General features: G+C 71.9%; 17 protein-coding genes and 4 pseudogenes. 12 read left to right on the top strand and 9 right to left on the bottom strand.

Annotation, left to right across the window (positions count from 1 at the left end; translation table 11 throughout):
* Positions 1–226 precede the first annotated feature (226 nt).
* Entirely contained in the window at positions 227–739 is a 513-nt protein-coding gene (locus ACWGIF_RS32810) for a hypothetical protein (protein ID WP_453502961.1), read from the bottom strand.
* A gap of 74 nt (positions 740–813) precedes the next feature.
* Here ACWGIF_RS32810 and ACWGIF_RS32805 point away from each other — a divergent pair, with 74 nt between their 5' ends.
* Positions 814–951, top strand: coding sequence for a hypothetical protein (locus ACWGIF_RS32805; RefSeq protein ID WP_453502960.1), 138 nt, complete (start codon positions 814–816; stop codon positions 949–951).
* Between the two features lie 32 nt (positions 952–983).
* On the opposite strand, the gene ACWGIF_RS32800 is transcribed toward ACWGIF_RS32805, so the two are convergent.
* Entirely contained in the window at positions 984–1,259 is a 276-nt protein-coding gene (locus tag ACWGIF_RS32800) for a hypothetical protein (RefSeq protein ID WP_453502958.1), read from the bottom strand.
* Positions 1,260–2,415: 1,156 nt separating this feature from the next.
* On the opposite strand from ACWGIF_RS32800, the gene ACWGIF_RS32795 reads away from it, so the two are divergent.
* Positions 2,416–3,780: a glutamate decarboxylase gene (locus ACWGIF_RS32795; protein WP_453502956.1), complete on the top strand. Its 1,365-nt coding sequence runs from the start codon at positions 2,416–2,418 to the stop codon at positions 3,778–3,780.
* Between the two features lie 227 nt (positions 3,781–4,007).
* On the opposite strand, the pseudogene ACWGIF_RS32790 reads toward ACWGIF_RS32795, so the two are convergent.
* Positions 4,008–4,631 (bottom strand): annotated as a pseudogene (locus ACWGIF_RS32790) (chloride channel protein); the annotation flags it as partial.
* 75 nt (positions 4,632–4,706) lie between these two features.
* Between ACWGIF_RS32790 and ACWGIF_RS32785 the strand changes: the two are divergent.
* From ACWGIF_RS32785 to ACWGIF_RS32770, 4 genes are all read left to right on the top strand, one after another.
* Positions 4,707–5,846, top strand: a complete 1,140-nt coding sequence (locus tag ACWGIF_RS32785; protein ID WP_453502955.1) for an NAD(P)/FAD-dependent oxidoreductase — start codon at positions 4,707–4,709, stop codon at positions 5,844–5,846.
* A gap of 1,097 nt (positions 5,847–6,943) precedes the next feature.
* Positions 6,944–7,285 carry a hypothetical protein gene (locus ACWGIF_RS32780; protein ID WP_453502953.1) on the top strand — a complete coding sequence of 114 codons (342 nt, stop codon included), beginning with the start codon at positions 6,944–6,946 and terminating at the stop codon, positions 7,283–7,285.
* 56 nt (positions 7,286–7,341) lie between these two features.
* Positions 7,342–7,539 (top strand): hypothetical protein, encoded by a 198-nt coding sequence (locus tag ACWGIF_RS32775; RefSeq protein ID WP_453502951.1) that lies wholly within the window; start codon positions 7,342–7,344, stop codon positions 7,537–7,539.
* A gap of 352 nt (positions 7,540–7,891) precedes the next feature.
* Entirely contained in the window at positions 7,892–8,113 is a 222-nt protein-coding gene (locus ACWGIF_RS32770; RefSeq protein WP_453502949.1) for a hypothetical protein, read from the top strand.
* A 279-nt stretch (positions 8,114–8,392) separates the two neighbouring features.
* Here ACWGIF_RS32770 and ACWGIF_RS32765 read toward each other — a convergent pair.
* From ACWGIF_RS32765 to ACWGIF_RS32755, 3 genes and pseudogenes are all read right to left on the bottom strand, one after another.
* A pseudogene (locus ACWGIF_RS32765) lies at positions 8,393–8,508 on the bottom strand (IS5 family transposase); the annotation flags it as partial.
* A 38-nt stretch (positions 8,509–8,546) separates the two neighbouring features.
* Entirely contained in the window at positions 8,547–8,789 is a 243-nt protein-coding gene (locus tag ACWGIF_RS32760) for a hypothetical protein (RefSeq protein WP_453502948.1), read from the bottom strand.
* Between the two features lie 497 nt (positions 8,790–9,286).
* Positions 9,287–9,457, bottom strand: a complete 171-nt coding sequence (locus tag ACWGIF_RS32755) for a chaplin (RefSeq protein ID WP_453502962.1) — start codon at positions 9,455–9,457, stop codon at positions 9,287–9,289.
* A gap of 936 nt (positions 9,458–10,393) precedes the next feature.
* On the opposite strand from ACWGIF_RS32755, the gene ACWGIF_RS32750 reads away from it, so the two are divergent.
* Positions 10,394–11,257, top strand: coding sequence for a hypothetical protein (locus ACWGIF_RS32750; RefSeq protein WP_453502947.1), 864 nt, complete (start codon positions 10,394–10,396; stop codon positions 11,255–11,257).
* 149 nt (positions 11,258–11,406) lie between these two features.
* Here ACWGIF_RS32750 and ACWGIF_RS32745 read toward each other — a convergent pair.
* A pseudogene (locus tag ACWGIF_RS32745) lies at positions 11,407–11,508 on the bottom strand (mycothiol transferase); the annotation flags it as partial.
* A gap of 110 nt (positions 11,509–11,618) precedes the next feature.
* On the opposite strand from ACWGIF_RS32745, the gene ACWGIF_RS32740 reads away from it, so the two are divergent.
* The gene (locus tag ACWGIF_RS32740; protein ID WP_453502946.1) at positions 11,619–19,232 is read left to right on the top strand and encodes an SDR family NAD(P)-dependent oxidoreductase; all 7,614 of its coding nucleotides are present in this window, start codon (positions 11,619–11,621) and stop codon (positions 19,230–19,232) included.
* 10 nt (positions 19,233–19,242) lie between these two features.
* Positions 19,243–19,989 (top strand): thioesterase II family protein, encoded by a 747-nt coding sequence (locus tag ACWGIF_RS32735; protein WP_453502944.1) that lies wholly within the window; start codon positions 19,243–19,245, stop codon positions 19,987–19,989.
* Between the two features lie 314 nt (positions 19,990–20,303).
* Here ACWGIF_RS32735 and ACWGIF_RS32730 read toward each other — a convergent pair whose 3' ends face one another.
* Positions 20,304–20,966, bottom strand: coding sequence for a HEAT repeat domain-containing protein (locus tag ACWGIF_RS32730; RefSeq protein WP_453502943.1), 663 nt, complete (start codon positions 20,964–20,966; stop codon positions 20,304–20,306).
* Positions 20,967–22,086: 1,120 nt separating this feature from the next.
* On the opposite strand from ACWGIF_RS32730, the gene ACWGIF_RS32725 reads away from it, so the two are divergent.
* From ACWGIF_RS32725 to ACWGIF_RS32715, 3 genes and pseudogenes are all read left to right on the top strand, one after another.
* Positions 22,087–22,557 (top strand): DUF4241 domain-containing protein, encoded by a 471-nt coding sequence (locus ACWGIF_RS32725; protein ID WP_453502941.1) that lies wholly within the window; start codon positions 22,087–22,089, stop codon positions 22,555–22,557.
* Positions 22,558–22,939: 382 nt separating this feature from the next.
* A complete protein-coding gene (locus ACWGIF_RS32720) occupies positions 22,940–23,548 on the top strand; it encodes a ferredoxin (RefSeq protein ID WP_453502939.1) in 609 nt (202 codons plus the stop codon).
* 96 nt (positions 23,549–23,644) lie between these two features.
* A pseudogene (locus tag ACWGIF_RS32715) lies at positions 23,645–23,881 on the top strand (helix-turn-helix domain-containing protein); the annotation flags it as partial.
* 55 nt (positions 23,882–23,936) lie between these two features.
* Here ACWGIF_RS32715 and ACWGIF_RS32710 read toward each other — a convergent pair.
* A partial coding sequence (locus tag ACWGIF_RS32710) for a hypothetical protein (RefSeq protein ID WP_453502937.1) occupies positions 23,937–24,365 on the bottom strand: 429 nt, incomplete at its 5' end.

The raw sequence follows: 24,365 nt of genomic DNA, 5'->3' as shown, positions 1-24,365 counted from the left end.
TTTTTTTTTTTTATATTACCTTGGGGGGGGGGTCCCCGCGGGGGCCCCGCCCCAGGCCGCAGACGCAGCCAGTTGAGCTGCAGAACGTTTTCGTTCCACGTCCTCAAAGAGCCTGACAGGCAACGTCCGGAGTGGAAAGGTGGCCGGAACGGAGCTGTGGGACAGGTCCCACCCCCGCGACAGCACTTGCTCGCCGCCTCGTTCTGCAGTGCGGCGGCCAGGCAGGCTAGGTGGGGACGTCAAAGTCGCCCTGGCCGAAGCCTGGCTCAGGGGCCCCTGACGGCACCTGCTCAGGGACCTGCGGAGCAAACTCCTGAGGGGCAAACTCCTGAGGGCCAGAATGCTGCTGGATGGGTTCGTTGATCACAACGAACTCCGGCTGGGGTGGCTTGCTCGTACGGACGAGTCCATCGATCACGTCGAGGTCGCCGTTGAGGGCACCGTTCTTGATGCTCTTGGGCAACTTGCCGTGGCCTCCACCTCCCTCGAGCGGAATGGCCGCGCCCGGAAGGAAGCCGCCGAAGCCCCCGATGCCGCCGATGCCGCCCACGTTGTCGTCGTTGAAGCTCGCTTGGTTCATTCCGTTCTGTCCGTTGGTGCTCTTGTCACCGGTGTTCCAGAACACGCTGGACCCGTCGTTCAAACCGACCCCGGCCTGAGCGGGTGCTGCAACGCCACCGATGAGGCTGGCTGCGAGAGCGGCGCCGGCCGCCAGCTGTGACTTCCTGAAGAGGATCATGCGTCGTAAACGATCACGGGCCGGGCAGGTTATCTCCCGGGCCGGCGCACCCCGTATCGACCTACCACCGAACCGTGGACCGCAGAATCACCGCCGCCCAGGAGCAGCTGCTCTTCATGAGCGTCGGACACATGAAGGAGGGCAACAGCCGACAGCCGCGTGAAGACTCAGCAAGCGGGCCCGCGGGAGGCGAGGACGTCGAGGCGGGGTAACGGCGTACGCGGGCGATGTCGGCCGGCTGCTGTTACCTGTCCTGCGCGGTCAGAAGGAGAACCAGGGCCTTGGAGCGGGTGGTCCCGAGCCCGGTGGCGACCGTCTCGGCGGACATGCCGGCGTCGCACAGCGCGCCGGCGGTCTCCCGGCCGACCCGGGCGGCGATCCGCTCCAGCACGCCGGCGGCGCGCAGCGCGGCCAACGGCGCGTCCCCGGCTGTGGCGGTCAGCTGCTCGGTGATCTCGACCAGGAGGGCGGCCAACGGCTCTGGCAGCGGTACCGCGTACGGGACCCCCGACCCGTTCACCTATGACGAGTTTGCGTGCAACTTCTCGGCCGCGGCCGGCAACCAGGTAGAGGCGATCGCACCCCCCGACTGCCAACACGACGCATACGGCTACGAAGCGTGGGCTGCTGCCCCCTACGACACGAGCGTCTACGGCGAGTGGACTGCCGGCCTTCTCCCCGCCCCGGTGGACGACGAACCGTCTCTGCACACACCGGCCGCCCCGCCCGCACCTCTCACTCACCAGGAAGACGAGAAAGCGCAGCAGCCGGACCGGGCCGCCCGGCCGAACCACACGGCTCCCCCGCGTCGCAGGGCGGGAGCGCTGCCGACTATCGCGCTTCTCGCCGTTCTCCACGGCGCCCGCCTCGCGTGAGCTGCAGCGCCCGGCCAGCAGCAAGCTCTCCGGCGCGGCACGGGTAGCCCCGAGGGCGGTACGCCACCGGCCAGCGGGGCAGTACATGCCCGGCACCGCGCGGTGCAGGAGAGTCCGCTGCCCGCGTGGGAGGAGAGAAGGGCCCCGACCGGCCGGGGGGGGGAGGGCCTGGTCGGGGCTGCGCCCCGGTCCGGCGGGGGTGCCGGGCGGGACGGTCAAGGTGTGGGGGCGGAAGGGCGGTCGCCTCGCGGCGGAGGGCTCTGAGGGGCTTCAGCCGAACGATCTTCCCCACAGGCATAGGTCGGGCCCGGGGACACAGTCCCTTCTCGCACCCTACATATAGATGAACGGTCAACCAATCCGGAATGTTCCCACCCCCGGAAGCCCTGCCCTCCGATCCGGGTCAGAAGGCGACGGGAGCGCGCCGCGACTCCCGGCGGCTCCTGCCCGCTGCCTTGTCCACGGCCCCCTCCGATGCACCCACTCCCGCACCTGCGCTGCCGCGCCCGCTCGTGGACCAGCCTCCCCACTACGCCGGGCCGCGTACGGCAGGCGCACCATGCGGTTCCCCGGGATGGCGGGCCGCACCGAAGACGCCACGAGAGCGAAGGATCGCGCCCGGCTCCCGGTCATCACGCCCGCAGTGATCGGCGTTCACACCTCCCGCGACATCTCGGCGGCTGCCTGCTGGTCGTCTTTTCCTCGGCATGCTGTGTTCCGCGAGGCCGGCGGACAGCGGCGACCGTCGGAGACCGGTGTGTCCCGCACCCGTGCCAGACGGCGAGCTGTTGAAATCGAGACATGACGAAGCGTGATGATTCGGCTCTTTTCGGTAACCGCTTTCTGACGGTGCCCGCTCCCTCGGAGACCTTCCCCGAGGAAGGCATGGCCGCCACCGATGCGATGAGGCTCGTGGATGTGGATCTCGCCATGGAGGGCGACCCGCAGCGCAACCTCGCCACGTTCGTCACCACGTGGATGGAGCCGGAGGCGCAACGGCTGATCGCCGAGAACCTCCACCGCAATTTCATCGACCACGCGGAATACCCGATCTCCGCCGAGATCGAGCAGCGCTGCGTACGCATGCTCGCCGACCTCTTCCACGCTCCCGGCAGGACGACCGGATGCCGGACCCAGGGCTCATCCGAAGCGATCATGCTCGGCGCGCTGTCGTTGAAGTGGAAGTGGCGCGAGCGCCGCCAGGCAGCCGGTCTGTCGGCCGACCGGCCCAACCTGGTCTTCGGGGGCGACGTCCACGTCGTGTGGGAGAAGTTCTGCCGCTACTTCGACGTCGAGCCGCGGATCGTGCCGCTCGCCGAGAACAAGTACACGATCGGCCCGGAAGACGTGGAGCCCCACCTCGACGAGAACACGATCGGCGTCGTCGCCGTCCTCGGCACCACCTTCACCGGCCACAAGGACGATGTCGTCGGGATCGACAAGCTTCTGCGGGACGTCCGCAAAAAGCGGGACCTCGACATTCCGATCCATGTCGACGGCGCCAGCGGCGCCTTCGTGTGGCCCTTCCTCTACCCGGACTCGAAATGGGACTTCCGGCTCGAGCAGGTCCGTTCGATCAACGTCTCGGGACACAAATACGGGCTGGTCTACCCCGGCATCGGATGGCTGGTCTTCCGCAAGGAAGCCGACCTCGCCAAGGACCTCGTGTTCTACGAGAACTACCTGGGCAAGACCGACGCGACGTTCACCCTGAACTTCTCCACCGGCGCGTCGATGGTCCTCGCGCAGTACTACAACTTCGTGCGGCTCGGCCGCCAGGGCTACACCTACATCATGAAAATCATGCAGGAGAACGCCCGTACCCTGGCGGACAACCTGCGCAACAGCGGCCGCTTCGAAGTGATCGGGGCCGACCTCGAACAGCTGCCGCTGGTCGCTTTCCGCCTCACCGGCAACCACGCCTACGACGAGTCCGACATCGCCTGGCAGCTCTCGGCTGAGCGAGGCTGGATGGTGCCCGCCTACACCCTCCCGCCCAACGCGGAGAACGTGAAAATCCTGCGGGCCCTGGTCAAAGAGACCCTGAGCCGCGAACAGATCGACCGCCTGACCCAGGACATCGCCGACGCCTGCCACACGCTGGACGAGAAGGGCGGGGCCCACGTGATCGAGCGGGCCCAGGTCAAGCGCGGCACCGGCTACTGAGGCACTGTCCGGCAGCTGAGGTCCACGCCGGGCCTCCGACGCCCGGTCGCCCGGGGTGAGGGCGGCGGGCCGGCCTGGTGTCGGGCTCCCGGGAGAGAGGAGGGCGCCGTTCAGTGCCTCTGCGGGGGCAGCGGCGGCGGTGACACGGCAGGAGTGGGCGGTGCCCGCTTCCGGTTCCCCCGGGGACGGGCCCATCGAGTAAACGGGGCGCCCGCCCCGACGGTTCGTCATGCCGGCGCGGACTCCTTCGGTGCGCCGGCGTCGGACCCGCCGGCCGGAGCCGGGCTGAGGCGGAGCGTCACGACATAGGCGACCACGACCGCGACGATCACCAGCGGCATCACGGTCAGGCCCTGCGCCCCCAGCAACAGGGTGGCCAGCAACACCGACGTCAAGGGCAGCCTGAGCATGGCGACCGACATGGCGCCGATGCCCATCGCGAACGCGGAGGTCAGCTGCAGCCCCGGAAGGTGCGAAAGAGCGATCCCTCCCGCCGCCCCCAGAAACATCGCCGGGAAGATCGGGCCCCCTCGAAAGGCGCTCAGCGAAGCGCAGTAGGCCAGCCCCTTGCAGGCGAGGAGCAGCAGCAGGGTGGCGACGGTGTAGCTGGCGCTGTTGTCGAGCAGTGGTCCCAGAGCGGACTGCCCCGAGTACAGCACCTCGGGCGCGGCCTTCCCGGAGGTGGCGGCGTAGGCAATGGCGAGCCCGGCGACCACCAGGCCCATCAGCACGGTGGCGGGGACCAGGTGCCGCTCGACCCGCGCCTGCAGCAGCAGGGACAGCTTCCGGATGCCTGTGCCCACGAAGGCCGCCGCGACGCCGATGACCAGCGCCCAGCCGAACTCGGCGAGCCCCTGGTCGAGACCGAGCGGACCGCCCCGGACTCCCCGTAGTCCGGGCCGGGCGGGTTGGGCAGGAGCGGTGCGGTGAGCGGAACCGGGTCGGGTGCCGGCGTGACGATCGGCAGCTGTGACGTTCTCGTCGCCGGTGGCGGCCCCGCCGGGTGCGCGGCGGCGCTGGCCCTCGTGCGAGCCGGGGTGGACGTCGTCATCGTCGCCCCCGTCGCAACGGCCGACTGGCAGGTCGGGGAGAGCTGTGCACCGGCCGCCCGGCCGTTGCTCGAGCGCCTGGGCCTGCTCGACCTGGTTGCCCTGGACGGACATGCGCCCTGCTACGGAATCCAGGCTGCCTGGGGCGGGGACGCGCCCACAGAGGTGAGCCAGGTGCTCGGCCCGTACGGCGCGGGCTGGCACCTGGACCGGGCCCGGTTCGACGCCGCGTTCCTCGAGGTGGCCGAGGCCGCCGGCGCATCGCGGCACGCCGGGCGTGTCCGCTGCATCTGGCGCCGGGAAGACCACTGGCAGCTGACGACCGATGCGGGCGGCCTGCTCCGGGCCCGCTACCTCGTGGACGCCACAGGCAGGCCGGCGCGGTTGGCCCGACGTCTCGGTGCGACGCCGAGCCGCTCCGACCGGCTGACCGCGGTCGCCGGGCTCCTGGCCGCGCCGGGCGGAGCGGCCGGGTCGGAGCACACCTCACTGGTCGAGTCCACTCCCTGGGGTTGGTGGTATACCGCCCCGCTACCGGGCGGTACGCAGGTGCTCATGGCCATGACGGACGCCGACCTCGTCGTCGGCACGCACCTGCTCGACCGGGACGCATGGTGGGCCCAGGCGCAGCGCACCGGCCACATCCGTCACCGCATCGCTCACCTGGACGCCCCTCCCCGGCAGCTACGGGTGCTGGCCGCGGGCTCCTCCCACACCCGTCCAGCCGCCGGCCCAGGCTGGACCGTGGCCGGCGACGCCGCCAGTGCGACCGACCCGCTGGCTGCCCGGGGGATCGTTATGGCCCTGGCCACCGGCCTGGACTCGGCGCGGGCGATCTTGGCCGACCACAGCGGTGACACCCATGCCCTGGCGGCCTACGCCCGGCGCATCGCGGCCCTCCACCAGGAATATCTGCGTGCACAGGCTGCGCAGTATCGACGCGAACGGCGCTGGGACGCCGCCCCGTTCTGGCGCCGTCGGCATCAGGCCTCCTTCCCTGCGCTCATCTCCGCCTGAATAGGGCGCGGCATCCTGTACGGGCGGAACGAGATGCATGTCGCCCGCGCGTACGGTCAGCAGGCGGCCGGCCGGCCCGTCCGGGCCGGGCTCCCCCCGAAGTTGACGCTGCCCAGCCAGCCGCTCTGGGTGAGGATGCGCATGCCCCGGTCGGGGGCTGTCCTGGAAGCTGACGAAGTTCAGGTCGACCCGGAACCGGGGTGCGTCGCGAAGGCTCGAAGAACTCGTATCCCTGTTCGGAACAGCCGCAGCGAACCACCCAGCGCTGGAACGTACTGTCGGGCAGCCTCTGTCGCGTCGCGCCGCCGCCGGAGTCTCACTGACCGAGGCCGGTGAGGCGCTGTTGCCATACGCGGAGCGGATCCTGGCCCCGTCCGCCCGGGCACTCACCGCCGCCGGGCCCTTGGTGAGGGGGCGCTGCGGCGTGGGACTGATCGAGGATCTCACCGCAGCGCCCCTCCCCGAGGCCCTGGCCGACTTCACGCGGCTGAACCCCGAAGCGACGCTGGAACTGGTCAGCGCCTCCGGGTCGGCGCTCCACCACCGCCCGCGACCACACCCCTGGGCCTGCGTCGGCCGACGGAACCACGAGCCGACCGCCCACCGCCAGGCCGCCAGGCCGCCAGGCCGCCAGCGACACCCGCAGCAGGACGGCGGCCTGAGAGGCGGCTCTCGCCTGCGCGCGGAAGGCCTGCGGCCGGTGCCAGGCGGCGGCGGCCTCCACCGCCTCCACGAGCGTGATCAGCAGCGTGAGGACGACCGCGGCGCCGCCGCCCTGGGCCGCACGCGGCGCAGCCCGGACCGTCTCCGAGTTCGGCCCCAGGGGCGGGGTAAGGGAGGGGCTGTCAGCCGAGCCTGGAGGAGGCGCCAGTCTCGGAATGCTCCAGCCGACCGGGGGCACCGCCTCCGGGACACGGGACTCCGCAACGGTCTGGGCCGTGCGTTCCGCGGCACTGCCGCTTCGGCCGATGCGCGTCAAGCCACGACTTCCAGGGGCGTGACCCGTCATGGCTCTCCGGGGCCCAATGGAGACACGGGCCCGCGAAGAGGTCCACTCCTCGGCCCCCGGGCCGTCTCTGACCGCAAGGAGCACCATCATGATCCGTACCACCCTGCCCCAGCGTCTCGCCCTCCTCGGCGCCTCCGGAGCCCTCGCTGTAGGTGGCGCGCTGCTGCCCTCGAGCGCCTTGGCCGCACCGGCACCGCAGGTCGCAGCCGTACAGATGGCGCCCGACCACCAGGCGCACCCGGTCGGCAACAAGACGACGACCAAGGTCGTGACGAAGACCGTCCAGCGCACCCTGTCCGACGGCAGGGTCAAGGTCACCACGACCAAGACGGTCACCAAGACGACCAAGAACCACCACGGCAAGGTGGTCAAGAAGATCGTCACCAAGACCGTGACCGTGCGGACCCTCCCGGCGCCGGACGACGACTGACGCGGCCGGCCACATCCCGGGTAGCGGCCCACGCTCGGGTTCCTCAGGGGCAAGCCGTGAGGCGTTGCGGAGCCATCGTTGCCGGGCTGGAGCCCGGCAACGATGGCCACTGCCACACTCAACCGGCAGACGCCGCGGCCAGCCCCGTCCCGAACGGCGGCAGGTCCTGCGCGTACTGCCAGGACGGCGGCACCCGCGCCGACCACCTCGAAGTCGAATGCAACGACATCGACTACATCGACGTTTTGTTCTGACGGATTGGTCGGCCCGGCGGTACTGCCCCCATCGGGTGGGCACCGGGCCTGACCCGCGCACGCCATATCGGCACAGGCTGCAGCGACCCCAACCGGCCCCTGCCCGGTGTCTCACCTTCTTGTGTGGCACCGAGGGGACGGCCCTGGACGCAACCGCGAACCAGGATCCTGGCGGCCTCGTTATACCGCCGGTGGCCGATGCGGTGGACGACGTCCTGTTCGTCCACAAGGCCGCCAAGGGCTCCGGAGCGGTCTGGCTCACGCCGGAGGAACACACCAGGATCGTCCACGACGGAATCCAGAAGATGCTCACGTACGGAAGACGCGGTCGAGAACGGTCCGACGGACCCCATTGGACGCTGTCGGCCGCGAGACCATCCGCCGCATCGGGGACGGGCTGACCTTCGCCTCCACCTACGACGAACACGGCCGCCTTACGGACCACCTGGTGTCGAGTGCGCAGCGCAGCCTCCAGCACCGCTCCTACAGCTGTCGCGGCGACGGCGTGCTCGCCGCGAGGGACGACCAGCTCTCCGGCAGCCGCCGCTTCGAGCTGGATGCCCGGGCCGCGTGACCGGTGTGACCCCCGGGGCATGGACCGAGCGCTACGTCCATGACGCGAGCGGCAACCAGACCGAGGCCTCCTGGCCGGCCACCCATCCGGGCCAGGAGGCGACAGGGCGACGGGAGTACACCGGCACGATGCTCACCCGGGCGGGCAGCGTCCGGTACGAGCACGACGAGCTCGGCCGGGTCGTCCCGCGCCAGAAGGCCCGGCTTTCCAGGAAACCGGATACCTGGCGCTACGAGTGGGACCCCGGGGACCGGCTGACGCGGGTTGGGGTCGCGGCGGCAGGTGGATGCCGCCGACGTTGTCGGACACTGGCCCGCGGTGACCCAGACTGCGAGGAGGAGGGCAAGGGTGTCGACGCCGATGTGGCGTTTGCGTCCTGCAATCTTCTGATGAGCCCCAGCTCAGCCGAGAGTCGACTCCGAACTGGAAGGACTCATAGCCGCCGGGCCACGCTGACCCGCGCGTCCTCAGCCCTCATTGCCTGCGGCCAGCGGCCATCGATGACACCCGCCGCTTCCCGGCAGGCGACACAGGCGTTCTCCCGCTCCGGCGGCCACCCGTAGTCGGACGGCGACATGCCGGCTTCCTGGATTCCGCACAGCGTCCTGTCGAAGGTGCCGAAGGCGTGGGAGACGTCGGTGGGAAGGACGTCCGCGACGGCCCTCTCCCAGCGCATTTCTACGGGCAAGTAGGGCGGCCGCGAGACCTCGAACCACTCACCACCCACATAGGTGGCGGCGTGGCACCAGGAACAGGACCAGATCTCCTCTTCCCATACAGTCGGCCGCGCCGGCCAACACCACATCGCCCGTCCACACACATCGCACTCCACGGGCGGATCCTCACACGCTCCGCGGCGTTGCCCCAATCCGCTGACCTGCGCGACTTACCAAACACCCCCCGACGTGGCGTTGTCGGTGAGTTTCAAGGCCGGCCGGTCAAAGCCCTCGTGGTCAAAGCCCTCGTGGTCGCGTGAGTCGACTTACGCGGCTCCGGTGGAGCGGCCTGAGGCCGGGCTCGGAGTCGTGGCACGCGTCCGCACCGGCCGGCGGCACCGGCAGCCGCACAGCGGGGTGAACGCGCGTGAGCGCGGCCGACCGGGGAGGAAGCCGGGGCCGCGCTCACGTGTCACACGGGAAACGGCAAGGCTCCCCGGTGCGCTGCTGGGCTGGGTCAGGCGTTGACGCAGGTGTTGCCGAAGGCCGGGTTGAGCAGAGCGATGACGTTGACGGTGTTGCCGCAGACGTTGACGGGAACGTGGACCGGGACCTGCAGGAGGTTCCCGGACAGAACACCCGGCGAGCCGATGGCCGCGCCGTGGGCGCCGGCGTCGGCGGAGGCCATGCCCGCCGCGCCGAGGAGGATGGCTCCGGTAGCGGTGATGACGGCCGTGGTCTTCTTCACTGGGGTCTCCTTCAGGATGTGCGTTCTCAACGGTGCTCGAAAGCGGGCGTCGGCCGTGGGCCGGGCAGGCAGGCCCATGCCGGGCGCTTGTCCCCTCCAACGCCTCCATCCGGTAAATGGACACGGTGGTCGACCCGTTCGGGTGCCGCACACACCGGAACCGCAAGCCTTCCTCGCCCAGCGGCTGGCGGCCAGCCCGGATGCCCGAGGTCGAACCCCCGTGGAGACCACGCGTTCCGACCCGCAGGCCGGGCGCAGCGGTCGCCTGGGCCGCAGGGCGTGGCCCTGGGCAGGCGACAGGCCGCCGTGCGCACCGCCCGTGCGGTACGGGGCTTGGCACCGGCGCCGCACCGGTCAGGCCGCCTGCTTCCCGGAGCAGGACGGTGGCTCGAGGATCTTTCGGACGCAGCGCCGCAGCCCCGTCTCGCCCGACCCGCCGGCGAAGGCCGTCCAGGGCAGAGCCTCCATGGCATGGGCGCGGTCGTGCGGTGGCGAGGGCGTCGGCAGCGGCGCGCAGGTCGTCGGGGCGGCGTTGTCGGTGAGGCAGAGCAGCCGATCGCGGCGGCCAGTCGGTCCTCGGGCGCCTGTGCCTTGTCCCGCCACCGCTCTCGCATCCACGCGGTGGTCGGCGCGTGGGGAGGGGCGCGGGTGACTTCGGCCGGGCGAGGACCAGAGCGGCGCGGACGATCGGGTCCGGCTCGGCGGCGAGGCGGGTGTGGAAGGCCGCGCGGAGCGTGTGCGCGTGGATGGGACCTGTCCCGCGACTCGGCGGCGCCGGAACTTTTCCGGTTCCCGGCCCTCTCGCCGCCGACCTCCACCGGTGGCACCATGAGCCCAGACGGTGCCGACGCTCGGTACCGATTTTCTGGGGTCAACATGAACATTCGGCTCCCACTCGCCCGACTCACCCACGTCTTCGTGACAGCCGCGTTGGGTGCGCTGACCGCCTGCGGCGGCTCCGGCGGCGCCGGCGGGCAATCGCCCCCGCAGGAATCCCCGTCCGTCGTGCCGGGCACGTCCTCGGCGCTTTCCCCGGCTCCGACCGCACTCAGCACGCCCGATACCACTCCCGGTACGCCCGCAGCGACCACCCCCGGGCCCGACGGCGGCACGCCACCCCTCGGGTCGGCGCTCCTGCAGCCCGTGTGGCCGTTCCCCACGCTCGCCCAAGCCCAGGCGTGGCAACGGGAATTCCGCTCCGGGGGCCACCAGCCCTGGCATCTCGACCCGGAGCAGACCGCTCTCTCCTTCACCCAGGGCTACCTCGGCTTCAAGGATGTCGGCCGAGTCTCCTCGCGCACCGTCACTGGCCGCGATGCCCGGATCGGCGTGGGCCTGAGCCTGCCCCCGGGCGCCGAGGGCTACGGGAGCACGGTCGCGGTCATCCACCTCGTACGGTACGGCGCCGGCCCGGACGCCCCGTGGGAGGTCGTGGGCACCGACGACACGACGTTCTCGCTGACCACGCCCGCTTACGGATCGGTCGTGCGCTCCCCGGTGCGGACCGGCGGCCGGATCAGCGGAGTGGACGAGAGCATCCGCGTGGACGTGCGCCAGCCCTCGTCCACGGCCCCGATCGGCACCTCCTGCTGCATTCCGGCCGGCGGAAGCGCGCAACCCTGGAATGCGACCGTGTCGTTCACCGGCGCCCGGGACCCGGTGCTGACCATCGTCGCGTCCACCGGCGGGCACATCTCCGATGTCGAGCGCTTCACGGTCACGGCGGTGCGAACCGGCTGACGCGGGACGCGAAAAGGCACTGGGCCGGTTTCCCGGTTGGGGGCCGGGCCCGGGCCGCTCGCAGAGCGGATGGTCGCCGAGGGCCGGAGAGCGTGAAGGCAGGCGTGGTGCCGGCGAACGGAGTCGCCTGACTCGGACTCCTTGGAGGATCACCGTTGAGCGGTGGTGCCGGCTCCGTCGAGTGATTCCCGGATGATGTCCGCGTGCCCTGCATGCTGGGCGGTCTCCCTGATCAGGTGGAGCAGGACGCCTGTCGTAGGGATCCGTTCCGCCGGAAGGATTGCGACGCGGGGCCGTAACCGCAGGCGTATCCGGCATGTTGTCGGGAGCGTGTCCCCCCTTACGACAGGACCGTGCTCAGATGACGGCCGACGCCCCGGTGGAGAACTCCATGGTTCCTGATGCACCTGCCTCCGCCGTGCCCGAGGAGATCGGCACCGGCGTGGCGGTGGTGGGTGTGGGGGTCCGGTTGCCGGGCGGGATCCGGTCTCTCGACGGGCTGTGGGCGGCGTTGGTGGAGGGCCGGGACCTCGTCGGGGAGGTGCCGCAGGACCGCTTCGACGCGGCGCGTTTCGTGTCGGGTGACGGACGTCGGCGCGAGGGCCGCACGCTCACGGCGGCGGGCGGCTTCCTGGACGACATCGCCTCCTTCGACGCGGAGTTCTTCGGCATCTCGCCGAAGGAGGCGTCGCGGCTGGACCCGCAGCAGCGGCTGCTGCTGGAATGTGCCGTCGAGGCGTTCGGCGATGCGGGGATCGACCCTGCGGGGCTGGCGGGCAGCGACACGGCGGTGGTCGTGGGGGTGTCGTCGCACGGGTACGGCGATCTGCAGCAACGGCGGCCCCGCACGATGAACGCCTACTCCATGAGCGGTATGGCGTCCTGCAACACCGCGAACCGCGTGTCCTACGTCTTTGATCTGCGCGGTCCTTCGTGGGCGGTGGACACGGCGTGTTCGTCCACTCTCACCGCCGTGCACCAGGCGTGCGAGGCCGTGCGGTCCGGACGTGCCGGGCTGGCGCTCGCGGGCGGGGTGAACGTGCTGCTCAATCCGTGGGAGAGCGTCGGCTTCGCGCAGGCGTCGATGCTCTCACCGACCGGGCGCTGCCACCCCTTCTCCGAGCAGGCGGACGGCTACGTGCGTTCCGAGGGCGCAGGCGTGCTGGTGCTCAAGGCGCTGACGGCGGCGCTCGCCGACGGCGACCGGATCCACGGGGTCGTCATCGGCAGCGGGGTCAACGCGGACGGCCGTACGGCCGGCCTGGCCCTGCCGAACCCGCGCAGCCAGGCGGAGCTGCTGGAGCGGGTGTACGCCGAGGCGGGCATCGGTGCGGCCGACGTGGCGTACGTCGAGGCGCACGGCACGGGGACCCAGGCCGGTGATCCGGTGGAATGCGCGGCGCTGGGCGAGGTGCTCGGTCGCCGGCGCGGCTCGGCCGGGCCGCTGCCGATCGGCTCGGTGAAGTCGAACCTCGGGCACATGGAGGCGGCGGCCGGCGTCCCCGGCCTGCTCAAGACACTGCTCGTGCTGCGCGAACGGCGGATTCCCGCGACATTACGCTCGGCTCCGCCCTGTTCGCGGATCGACTTCGGCGGGCTCGGTCTGGAGCCGGTGGCCGACACGCGCCCGCTTCCCGGGGGGCGGCCGGTGGCAGGGGTGAACTCCTTCGGGTTCGGCGGAGCCAATGCCCACGTGGTGCTGGCCCCCGCCCCCGGCGCGTTCGACCGGCCTGCCCCGGGCGGGTACGACCGGCCGGCCATGGTCTCGGACGGCCGGCCGGCCACTTTGGTCCGCGCCGGCCGGTCGCCGCTCGTCGTGTCCGCCCGCACGCCCCGCGCGCTGGAGGCCGCAGCCGTGCGCTGGGCCGAGCATCTGGAGGGCGTGTCCCCGGACGCGTTCTACGACACTGCTTTCACCGCGTGCCGTCGCCAGGCCCGTTACGAGCATCGCGTTGCGTTGCTGGCCGAGGACCCCGCGCAGGCGGCGCGGGCGCTGCGGCGGGTGGCGCAGGGCGAGCCCGCACAGGCTGCGGCCCGTGCCGTCGGCGTCGCACGGGGCCGGATCGGGCTCGTGTTCAGTGGCAACGCCTCCCAATGGGCCGGCATGGGTGCCGAACTGCTCGGCGACGACGAGCACTTCACGGCTGAGGTCGGCGCGGTCGACGCGGCGTTGCGCCCCTTGCTCGGTTGGTCGGTCCAGGGGGAGATGGCCGTACCCCGGGATCCGGCTGTGTGGGAGCGCACGGAGGTCGCCCAGCCGATGCTGTTCGCCCTGCAGGCCGGGCTGGTGGCGGCCCTCGCGGCGCGTGGGTTCGCTCCGGCCGCCGTCTGCGGGCACAGCGTCGGCGAGGTCGCGGCCGCCTACTGCGCGGGAGCCCTGGACCGGGCGGCGGCCTGCCGCGTGATCGCCGAGCGCAGCCGGGCTCAGGGGTCGACGGCCGGTTCCGGGAGGATGGCGGCCGTCGGGCTCGGCTCGTCGGACGCCGAGAAGCTGATCGTCGAGACCGGGCACGTGGGTCGGCTTGTCGTCGCCGGGATCAACACGGCCCGTGACGTGACCGTGGCGGGAGACCCAGCGGCTCTCGCCGCCCTCGGTGAGGTGCTGGGCGACCGGCGCGTCTTCTTCCGTGATCTCGGGTTGGACTACGCCTTTCACAGCCCGGCCATGGACGAGCTGCGCCGGCCCCTCGCGGCCGGGCTGTCCGGCCTGTCCGCACGTCCCGCCCGTATCCCCCTGGCCTCGACGGTCACCGGGCGGCTCGCCGACGGCGAGGGCCTCGACGCCGACTACTGGTGGCGCAACGTCCGCGAGCCCGTCCGGTTCGCCGAAGCGGTGGACGTCCTCGTCGGCGAGGGCGGCTGCGACGTCCTGGTGGAGATCGGCCCGCACCCGGTGCTCGGCGCGTATCTGCGGCGCAACACGGCAGACGGTGCGCGGCCCGTCGCCGTCGTCCCCACGCTCACCCGGACCGCCTCGGGCCCCGGTGCGCTCGACAGCGCCGCGGCCCGGCTGCTGGCCTGCGGAGCCACGACGGACTGGAACATTCCGTTCCCGCGTCCTGGACGGGTGGTCGACGTACCCGCCTATCCGTGGCAGCGCGAACGGCACTGGAGCGGTAGCCCCGGATGGTGGCTGGAGGGCGCGGCCGAGGAGGACGGCGAGCACGTGACGCCGCCCCACGCCCTGCTCGGCGTACGACAGCCGGGTGCGCGGCCCGCCTGGCAGCAGGAACTCGTCTCCGGCACGCCGGGATGGCTCGCCGACCACCTCGTCGGCGACACGGTGGTGGTGCCCGCGGCCGGGTACGTGGACATGGCTCTGGCTCTCGGCCGGGCCGTTCACGACGCGCCGGTCGAGGTGCACGGTCTCACCATCGGCCGCGCGCTGAGCCTGCCGGGCGACGACGGCACCGACCGGTCGGTGTACGTCCACACCGCGCTGGAACGCGACGGCGCCTTCACCGTGGCCGGCCGCGGAGGAGCCGGGGAGGCGTGGACCGAGCACGTGCGCGGGAGGGTGCGCACACTCCAGCGTGAGCGGCCGCCCGCCGGTGATGCGCGAGCGCTGCGCGCCCGGCTGCAGCGGGAGATGAGCGCGGACGACCACTACGCGCTCTGTACCCGCGCCGGGCTGCCCTACGGCCCCGCGTTCCGTACACTGACCGGCTTGCGCACCGACGGTGGGGGCCGCGAGGTGCTCGCCGCGTACACCGCCACCGTCGACCTCGCCGAAGCCGACGGGCACATCGCGCACCCCACCCTCCTCGACGGCGCGCTGCAGGCGGGCCTGCCGCTGCTGACGTTGGCAGCCGACGAGGCACCGGCGGCCTTCCTCCCCGTCGGCATCGACACCGTGCGCTGCTGGCAGCCGCTGCCGCGCACCGGCCTGATCCACGTACGGCTGCGCAGTCGCACCGCACGCGAGGCCACCTGGGACACGACCGTCATGGGCGATGACGGCACCGTGGTTCTGGAGATGCGCGGCTGCCGGCTGCGCCGCTTCGACGCGACCGGCATCTGCGCGCCCCAGGTACTCGTCGAAGTCCTGCGGGCAGCCCCGCACCCCGGGAGCCCCGCGCCTGCGTCGCCCTGGCCCGCCCCGGCGGACGTCCTCGCCGCCTGCGAGGACGGACTGTCGCAGGCCGCCCGACGGTGGCAGCGCCACCCGTACGACCGCGCCTGGGCCCACCAGCAGCGCGTGAACGCGCATTTCACGGCGGCCGCCGTGCGCGAACTCCTCCCGGCTGCAGGCGGGTTCAGCATCGATGAGCTGATCGCCGGCGGGGTGGATTCGCGACACCGCAGGCTGCTGACCACTCTGGTCGGGTTCGCGGTGCAGCAGGGCGTCCTCACCGCTTTGGGGAACGGCCGGTGGCGCGTGGAGGAGGAACCGCGGCCGCATCAGCTGTTCCGGGAGGGACTGCTGGCCTTCCCGGCGGAATCCGCCTCCGCGCAGGTCTACGGCGTGTGCGGGATGCGACTCGCGGACGTGCTGCGTGGCCGCACCGACCCGCTCGCGCTGCTGTTCTCCGAGCCCGACGCCCTCGCCGCCCGGTCCTACGACAGCACACCCGTCATGCGTCACCACAACCGGACCGCGCGCCTCCTGCTGACGGCGGCGGTCGCCGCCTGGCCGGCGGAGCGGCCACTGCGCGTCCTGGAGGTCGGCGCCGGTACCGGCGGGCTGACGGCCGCGCTGCTCCCGCACCTGCCGGCCACCCGTACGGACTACACCTACACCGATGTGTCGGCGGCCTTCTTCCCGGCGGCACAGGACCGCTTCGCCGACCACGACTTCGTCCATTACCGCTGCCTCGACCTCGACGCCGACCCCCTGGCCCAGGGCTTCGCCCCCGCCTCGTACGACCTCGTGATCGCCGCCAACGTGCTGCACGCCACGCGGGATCTGAGGCGCACCCTGCACAGGGTCGGTGATCTCCTGGCGGACGGCGGACAGTTGCTCGCGGTGGAGAGCCACAATCCGGCCGCGCTCGCCCCCGTGTTCGGTCTGCTGGACTCCTACTGGAACGCCGAGGACACCGATCTGCGGCCCGACGGACCCCTGTTGGCGCGCGACGCGTGGCCCGGCCTGCTCCACGCATGTGGTTACACGGGCACGGTGCAGGCCGGCGACGCGGCACAGCCGGGGGCCGACGACTACTCCGTCCTGCTCACCGCCCGTGCCCCGCGCACCGCGCGAACAGCCGGATCGCCCGCGCCGTGTCCCGTACGGTCGCGAGTCGTGGCCGACCTGACCGGCGGGCCGTACGCCGGCGCGGCCGCCGCGGCGCTCGGCGCGAACGCATGGCGGGCGAGCGCGGATCCCGAGCGGTGGTCCGACCTCCTCGCGGACGACGACGAAGTGGTCCTACTGGCCGACGGGGGCGGCAAGGTCGCCGGAGTCGGCGGAGCGGACGCCACGGAGACCGCCGTACGTGACCTCGCCGTGCTGCGCGCCCTCGCGACCGCCGCCCACCGGCTCCCCGAGGAACGCGAGGTCACTCTCTGGCTCGTGGCGTGCGGAGAGGACGACATCCCGCCGACCGGCGCCGCGGCCCTGTGGGGCGCGGCCCGCAGCCTGGCCAACGAGCAGCCACGGCTGACCGTCCGGCGCCTCGCGCTCGCTCCTGGCGCGGAGCACCGGCTCGTCGAGGAACTGGACGCCGGGTCGGACGAGGACGAGGTGCTGCTCACCCGCGACGGGCGCTTCGTGACCAGGGTGCGTCCGTGCGCACCGGCCCTGGTTCCGGCGACCGGCCCCTTCACGCTCACCCTCGACGATCCCGGCCTGCGCTACCGGGTCGGCTGGCGGCCGGCCCGGATGCCGGAGGCACAAGACGACGAGATCGTCCTCGAAGTGGCGGCCACCGCGCTCAACTACCGCGACGTCATGGTCGCCACCGGCCTCGTCCCGGCGGTGACGGCGGACCGTCGCCTCGACGCGGAGCCGATCGGCCTGGACTGCGCCGGCACGGTCGTCGCCGTTGGCGCCGGAGTCGAGCACGTCAAGGTCGGCGACCGGGTGGCCTGCCTGACGCTCGGCGGCTACAGCTCACACGTAAGGGCCCGCGCCGACCGGGTGATCCCGCTGCCGGACGGGATGGGCTTCGCCGAAGCCGCCACGATTCCGACCGTCTTCCTCACCGTCCAGTACGCGCTGGGCCACCTGGCCCGCCTGCGGCGGGGCGAGACCGTGCTGGTGCACGGCGCGGCCGGCGGAGTGGGCCTCGCCGCCCTGCAGTACGCCCGCCGTGTCGGAGCCCGGGTCATCGCCACGGCCGGCAGCCCCGCCAAACGGGACCTGGTCCGGCTCCTCGGCGCTGAGCACGTCCTCGACTCGCGGACCCTGCGCTTCGCCGATGAGATCGAGGAGATCACCGGCGGCCGGGGGGTGGATGTGGTGCTCAACTCCTTGGCCGGTGAAGCCGTTGAACGCAGCCTTCGGGTGCTGGCACCGTTCGGCCGGTTCCTGGAACTGGGCAAGCGCGACCACCTCGCGGACAACTCCCTCGCGCTGGCGCCGTTCCTCCACAACCTCTCGTACCACGGGGTGGACGTGTCCGCCCTGGTCACCGATGCCGCGTGGCGCACCGAGGAGACATCGCTCACCGGTGACTCCTCGTATGCCGGCGCACGGCCGGTCGCCGACACCGCACCCGTCGCCGACACCGCACCCGTCGCCGACGCCACACCGGTCGCCGACGCCCAGTTGGCGGCGCTCGTCGATGCCGTGCGCGCGGGCACGTATCGTCCATTGCCGCACCGCGTCCACCCGGCCTCCCGAATCCGGGAGGCGTTCACCGCTCTGCAGCACTCCCGGCACGTCGGGAAGGTCGTGGTCACCTTCGACGCCGACGAACCCGTGCTTGTGCCCCACGCTCCGACTCGGCCGTCCCTTGATCCTCGGGCCGGCTATCTGATCACCGGGGGGCTCGGCGGATTCGGCGCCGCCACCGCGCGCCACCTCGCCACCCTCGGGGCGCGCCACCTGACACTGGTCGGCCGAAGGGGTTCCCGTGCCCCCGAGGCCCCGGCCCTGATCGCCGAGCTCACCTCCCTCGGTGTGCGGGTGAACGCCCACGCCGCCGACGCATCGGACCGGGAGGCCGTCCGCCGCATCCTCGAAGGCCTCGACGCCGAAGGGCTCCGCCTCGCCGGAGTCGTCCACGCCGCGATGGTCCTCGACGACGCTCCGCTGCGCGAGCTGGACGACGAGCGCGTCCGAGCGGTCCTCGCCCCCAAGATGACGGCCGGTCACATCCTGGACGAGCTCACCCGTGGGCGTCCGCTCGACTTCTTCGTCGTCCACAGCTCGGTCGCCGCCGCCGTCGGCAACCTCACGCAGTCGTCGTACAGTGCCGCCAACCTCGCAGTCGAAGCGCTTGTGCGCGAGCGGCGCAAGGCCGGGCTGCCCGGGCTCGCCGTGCAGTGGGGTGCGCTCTCGGATACGGGATACGTGCACCGCTGCGAGCGGGGCGAGGAGATGGCGGCGTTCGGCCTGAACGGACTGTCCGCCGACGACGCGCTGGCCGCGCTCGACCGGCTGCTGGTCAAGCCCGATGATCGTGCGACGGCCGTCATCGTGGGCCACTTCGACTGGGGACGGATGCACCGATTCCTGCACAACCTCTCCGCGCCCCGCACGGCCGCCGTGCTGCCCCCCGCCGGACACCGCGACGGCGCGGAGCAGCTGCGGGAGTCGCTGGGGCGATCCACGCCCTCCGAGGCGGCCGCCCTCGTCGAAGACGTCCTGGCCGAACTCCTCGCCCACGTCCTGCAGACCACACCCGACCGGGTCGACCGGACCAGACGCCTGGACCAGCAGGGCGTGGACTCCCTGCTCGCCGCCGAGCTGGCCACCCTGCTGGAACAGCGGCTGGCCTGCGAGCTGCCCGCCATGGAGCTCGCCTCGACTCCGGACCTCGCCGCGCTCGCCCGGCGTGTGCTCGTCCGCCTCCAGAACCCCCGACGCTGAGGACCGGCCCGTGCCCGCGCTCGTCCCCCTCGCCCGCCGCCCCGAAGCCGCCGTACGTCTGTACTGTCTGCCGCCCGGCGGCGCCGGCCCGGAGTTCTACGGGTCCTGGGCGGCGCTGCTGCCGGCCAGCGTCGAGCCGTACGCCGTCGCGCTGCCCGGCCGCGGCAGCCGCCGCGACGAGGCGTCAGCGACCGATCCGCGGTCGGTCACCGCCGCGCTCGCCACTCACCTCGACGACGCGTGCCGCGACCAGCGCCCCTTCGCCCTGTTCGGACACAGCCTCGGCGCCCTCCTCACGTACGAGAGCGCGCGCCGCCTGCGCCGCATGGGCCGACGGGGGCCCGTACTCGTGGCCCTCTCCGCGCTTCCCGCACCTCACCGGGGGGACCTGGAACGCCTCATGGCCTCCGTCCTCACCTCAGGTCTCGACGCCTTCTCCGACATGGCCGGGCCCCTCCCCGCCGAGCTGCTGGCGGATCCGGTGGCGGTGGCGCGCCTGTGCACTCCGTTCGTCGCCGACCTGGTCCTCGCCCTGCACCATCAACACCACGACGAACCACCCCTGGACACGGCCCTGGCCCTGTACGGAGGCGACGCGGACCCCCTGGTGTCACCCGGCCAGCTGGACCGTTGGAACGAGCTGTTCAGCACCCCGACGACTCCCTGCCTCTTCCCGGGGCGGCACACGTACCCGCAGGACGCCGCACCCGCCCTGGTTCAGCGGCTCACTCAGGACCTCCACTGCGCCCTCCGATGAACTGCGAGGCCTCGGCCCCGCGACGCGCCTCACTCGGGCAGCGCCCGCCGGCCGGCGCCGTACGCGTTCGCCGCCGAGGCCGGGCATCGTGACGGCCGGAAGCGCCGGGGAGCCTCGCCCGTCGCGGTGGCGGAAGACCGCGAGCACCCCCGGCGCAGCAGGCGGGCCGCCTCCGGTCGGTGCGGATTGCCGCTTGGAGGCCTTCGCCTGGCCCTGGCTCTGCGATGCCCTGGCAGCCGAGCTCTTGCCTCCTCCCCGCCGTCACGGAGCCTTGGCCACCAAACGGCAGAGCCGCCGGCTGGGCGACACGACTCTTACCAGGGGCTGCGGACCTTGATGCCCAGCGTCCGGATGCGGTCCTGGTCATGCGGCGTCAGCTTCAGCAACAGGTCTTCGCCGACGACGCCGTCGTGCCGCCATATGGTGCAGAGGCTGGTCAGTGCCGCTTCGGCGACTTCCGGCTCCTTGTCCCCCGCGGCGGCCACCAGGGCTTCGACGACCGGCCTGGTCGGGAGTTCGGCGACCGCCCGTGCCATCCGCGCCCGCTGTTCCGCAGGAACGGCCGGGTCGGCGAGCGAGCGCAGGACGTTCGCCGTGTCGCGGGCGTCCTCGCATGGCAGGACCCAGACCACGTAGGCGAGCTGCGCGCCCAACATGATCAGGTATTGCAGCGGCATGAGCAGCGCTGCCGGCAGCAGCAGTCCCAGCGGCAGGACGACCATCCAGCCGCCCCGGATCCGCAGGGCCCCGCCGGTCGGCGGTTCGAACCGCCGACCGGCCAGCAGTACCAGCACGAACATGGTCACGATCGTCAGGAAGGGAACCCCCACGAGCCCGACCCGCATCTCGAGCGCGAACTCCTCGGCGAAGGGATCGTCACCGAGGGCGGGCGTCACCGAGGCAGCGGCCGCCCAGGCAATCAGAGCGGTCAGGACGTAGCGCCGAACCGAGATCCACAACCATTTTCCTGTCGTCATGACAGCTTCCTCACTTCAGCAGCTCTTCGGGCAGGTGCCATTGACCCAGGTACGGTTGCCTGTACGGCTCATCGGGACCGCGTCCTTGGTGGTCGAGACGTTCAACCAGTCGTCGACCGCTCCAACGCACATCGCCGGCTGCACCGCGTGCACGCACATCCTGCCCGGGAACCGGTGAGGGACCACCCTTCGCCGAGTCGGCAGGGCTCCCTGACGGTGCTCACATCCGCCGGGGCGGCCGGGGATCGGGGGCGGCCTACTCGGCGGGCTGGAGGAAGGCGGTCTGGACCCGTAGCGGGTGGGTTTCGGGGTGAGTGGCCTCGTACCGGTCGAGGACCTTCTACCAGTGGCAGACCCAGACTATGACCGCAGTGCCCGCCGTGCCGCCGACGAGGGCGACCGCAAGGTTCCCTCGTCCGCTCAGAACCGGAAAATCGCCCGCGCGCCGCACGTCACGCCACCCGCCAGCACCGTCAGGGCACCCCAATAGACCGGGGCGACCACATCAGGACGTCCGGGCCGATGATGAGGATCATGACGGTCACGAAGAACCAGCCGAAACCCATGGGCAGGAGGGTGATCAGCCGCCAAGGAAGAGGATCCCGTTGACCACTCTTCGGTGATCGCTCCAACGGCCGCCGCATCGCCCGACCGAGGCAGATGCAGCTCCAGCCGCAGCCGCAGCCGCTGCGCCTTGGTCAGATCACCCCGCCCCATGCCGAGCACAACCCACCGGCCCGACAGTCCCAGCCGCGCAGCAGGGTGATCGACCGGACGGCCGGAACCTGAGATCGATGCGCGAAGTGCCGATGTCAGCGGGTCCTCGTACGGTTCGGTTGACCGTCCGGCCGGGCGGCGGGCAGGGGTGAGACATGAAGTGGGTCGGTGACGCGCGGCTGGGAGCAGGGCCTGAGGCCGCCTGGTACCTGGAGGCGGCTTTCACGCCCGGCGCTCAGCTGGGGGCGGTGTACGACAATCCGACAACTCCCATCGTTGTGCCAGGGGTCGAGGAGGTGACCACCATGCGCGTGCCCAGCGGCCGTCTTGTGCTCCGTGGGACGACGACGGCGTCTCGGGATACGAACAAGGGCTGCCGACGAGGCCCCCGCGGGAGCTGGCGGTGCGCATTCCCCCGGGCGTCTACCGGGTGGAGATCGCGTGGACGGCGGGCCCGTACGAGTTTCTCGGCGAGTACTGCGATGGCGTCGAGTGTGCCGCGACGCGCCTGTGCATCAGCGACGACCCTGTGATCGGGTGGGAGATGGGCCTGGGCGTTGACGACGACATCGACCGGCTTCAGCCAGGCAGCCCACCCCGGTTTTACGCCGACGCCAATGTCGGCTGCTTCGCCGACGCAGGAGCGTGGACGAGCTTGTGCGCGCCGTTTCGCACGTTCAAGGACGGCAGGCCGGTGCCCCGGGACACCGAGCAGCTGGCCGGCTGGTGCGAGCGAGTACGCGACGAGTCGCAGCAAGCCGATCTGGTCACGTTCACGGCCGATGGTGGCGGCGTCGTCTGGTTGGGCCGTACCGAGACCGGCGACGTGGCCACGATCATCGTCACCAGCGGCATGCCCGGCGCCAAAGCATGACGTGGCAACCACCGGCCAGGCGCTCGCCGGGCCTCCCCCGCTCTCCAGCCGCCACGGCCCCGCTGTCGGCGAGCAGGGTGAGGGTGCTGCGGCGGACGGGCGCGGGTGGGTCGGGCAAGGAGCGGTCGCGCCGGCCTTGTGGCCGGCGGGTCGGGAACAGGCACTCAACTTGTCGTTTGCCAATGACCTGTGTGACCCGCAGGCGGGGGCGCAGCACGCCCGAGCGGGTTGAACGCGATCCGCGTCAGCTTCGGCGCCGCACCCGACGAGCACGTGGAGCGCTTGGTCCGCGCGGTGCGGGGGCTCGCCGCGTAGGGGGCGAAGGGGCAGTACCGCACCGAGGAAGGCCACTGCGTTCGGGCCGTCTGACAGGATGCGGACCATGAGCTACTGGGACCCGCTGCCGTTCGTCCGGGCTGCGGAGAGCGGGCCGCTGCCCGCGCCGGACGGCGGCACGTGGCTGCCCGCCCCGGAGTACTGCGGCAACTGGTGGAACGCCCGCGCCGAACGCTGGGCGGAACGCGACTGGCGCAATGTACCGGGGCCGTTCTACGGGGCCGGGACCGACAACTGCTGGATGGGCCGGCTGATCGCACCCGCGCACGTGCTCTACGACGACGAGTGGGGCGCCGAGTTCGTCTACCGGCAGCCCGGTGACGCGGCGCAGGCGCTGGCGCTGCTGGGCGCGGTTGCGCAGGACCCGATGGTCGGGTACGCCTGCGACGGTGACGACCACTGGACCCCGGAGCTCGTCCGTGACTGGTGGCGGGAGCGGGGCCGGGTGCGGGAGTGGGCCGCGGCCCTGGACCGTACGTGGTCCGTCTCGGACCGGGCGAGCGAACGCGAGGCGGCCGGCGGGGGCCGGGAGTACGTCGCCTACATCGACGGATGTCTCGCGGAGGACTTGCGCCACTATCTCTTCTGGCTGTCCGAAGGCCGCCCGGCGAGCCCTGGCGAACCCTTGCCGACCCTCTCCCTGCGGGGGGCCTGAAGGTCGTTGCGGAAGGCTCGGTGCGGGACATTTTCCTTGTATGGGTGGGGCGTTGCGGCTGAGTTGTTGTGGGTGGAGACGTTCACGGGCTTGCGGATGGACCGGTTCGTCAAGCGGGTGAAGGTGATCCGGGAGCGGGCGGGAGCGGTTGGGGCGGTGGCCGGCCGTGGTGTCTGCCGCTGGCGGACCGGCTCCTGCTGGTAGCGGTGTACTACCGCACCCACCTTCACGATGCGGCAGCTCTCTCCGCTCTTCGCCATCTCCCCGGCCACGGTCTGCCGGGTCATCCAGCGTTTGCGGCCGCTGCTGGCTCGGCAGAACTCGGGCTCACCCTGGAGGGATGGCCGCCGCCCGCGACGTGGCACCGGCGGCGTAGGCCAGGCTCGCGTCAGGCGAGCTCGACAGTGACGACGCCGTACGCGACGAAAGCGGCGGCCGAGAGCACGATCAGCCCGAGCCGAACAGCCGAGAGCCACAGGCCGAGGGTGCGCGAGCGCCCGGCCCCGGCCCGCGAGCGGAGGACCGCCGTCCCTCCGAGTGACGAGACCAGCACGAGCGCGGCCAGGAAGAAGGCCAGGGCCCTGGGCGACGTGGGCTCGGTGGCGGGGCCGTGGTCCTCCGTGATCCCGGGCAGCAGCAGGCCCAGTGCGCACAGCACGAGGGCCGTCAGGACCGTGGCGAGGAAGTCGAACGAAAGGGCGATGGCCCAGCCGACTGGCAGCCGCCGTGACAGGTGCGGCATCTGGTTCACCGGCATGCGTTTCTCCGTGAGGTGAGGTGGGGCGCGCGGGGCGCGGGGCGCGGGGCGGTCGTCGAC

This window comes from Streptomyces sp. NPDC054849, assembly GCF_053610945.1.
Note: the sequence above shows the minus strand (reverse complement) of the source record. Positions and strands in the feature narration are given on the sequence as shown.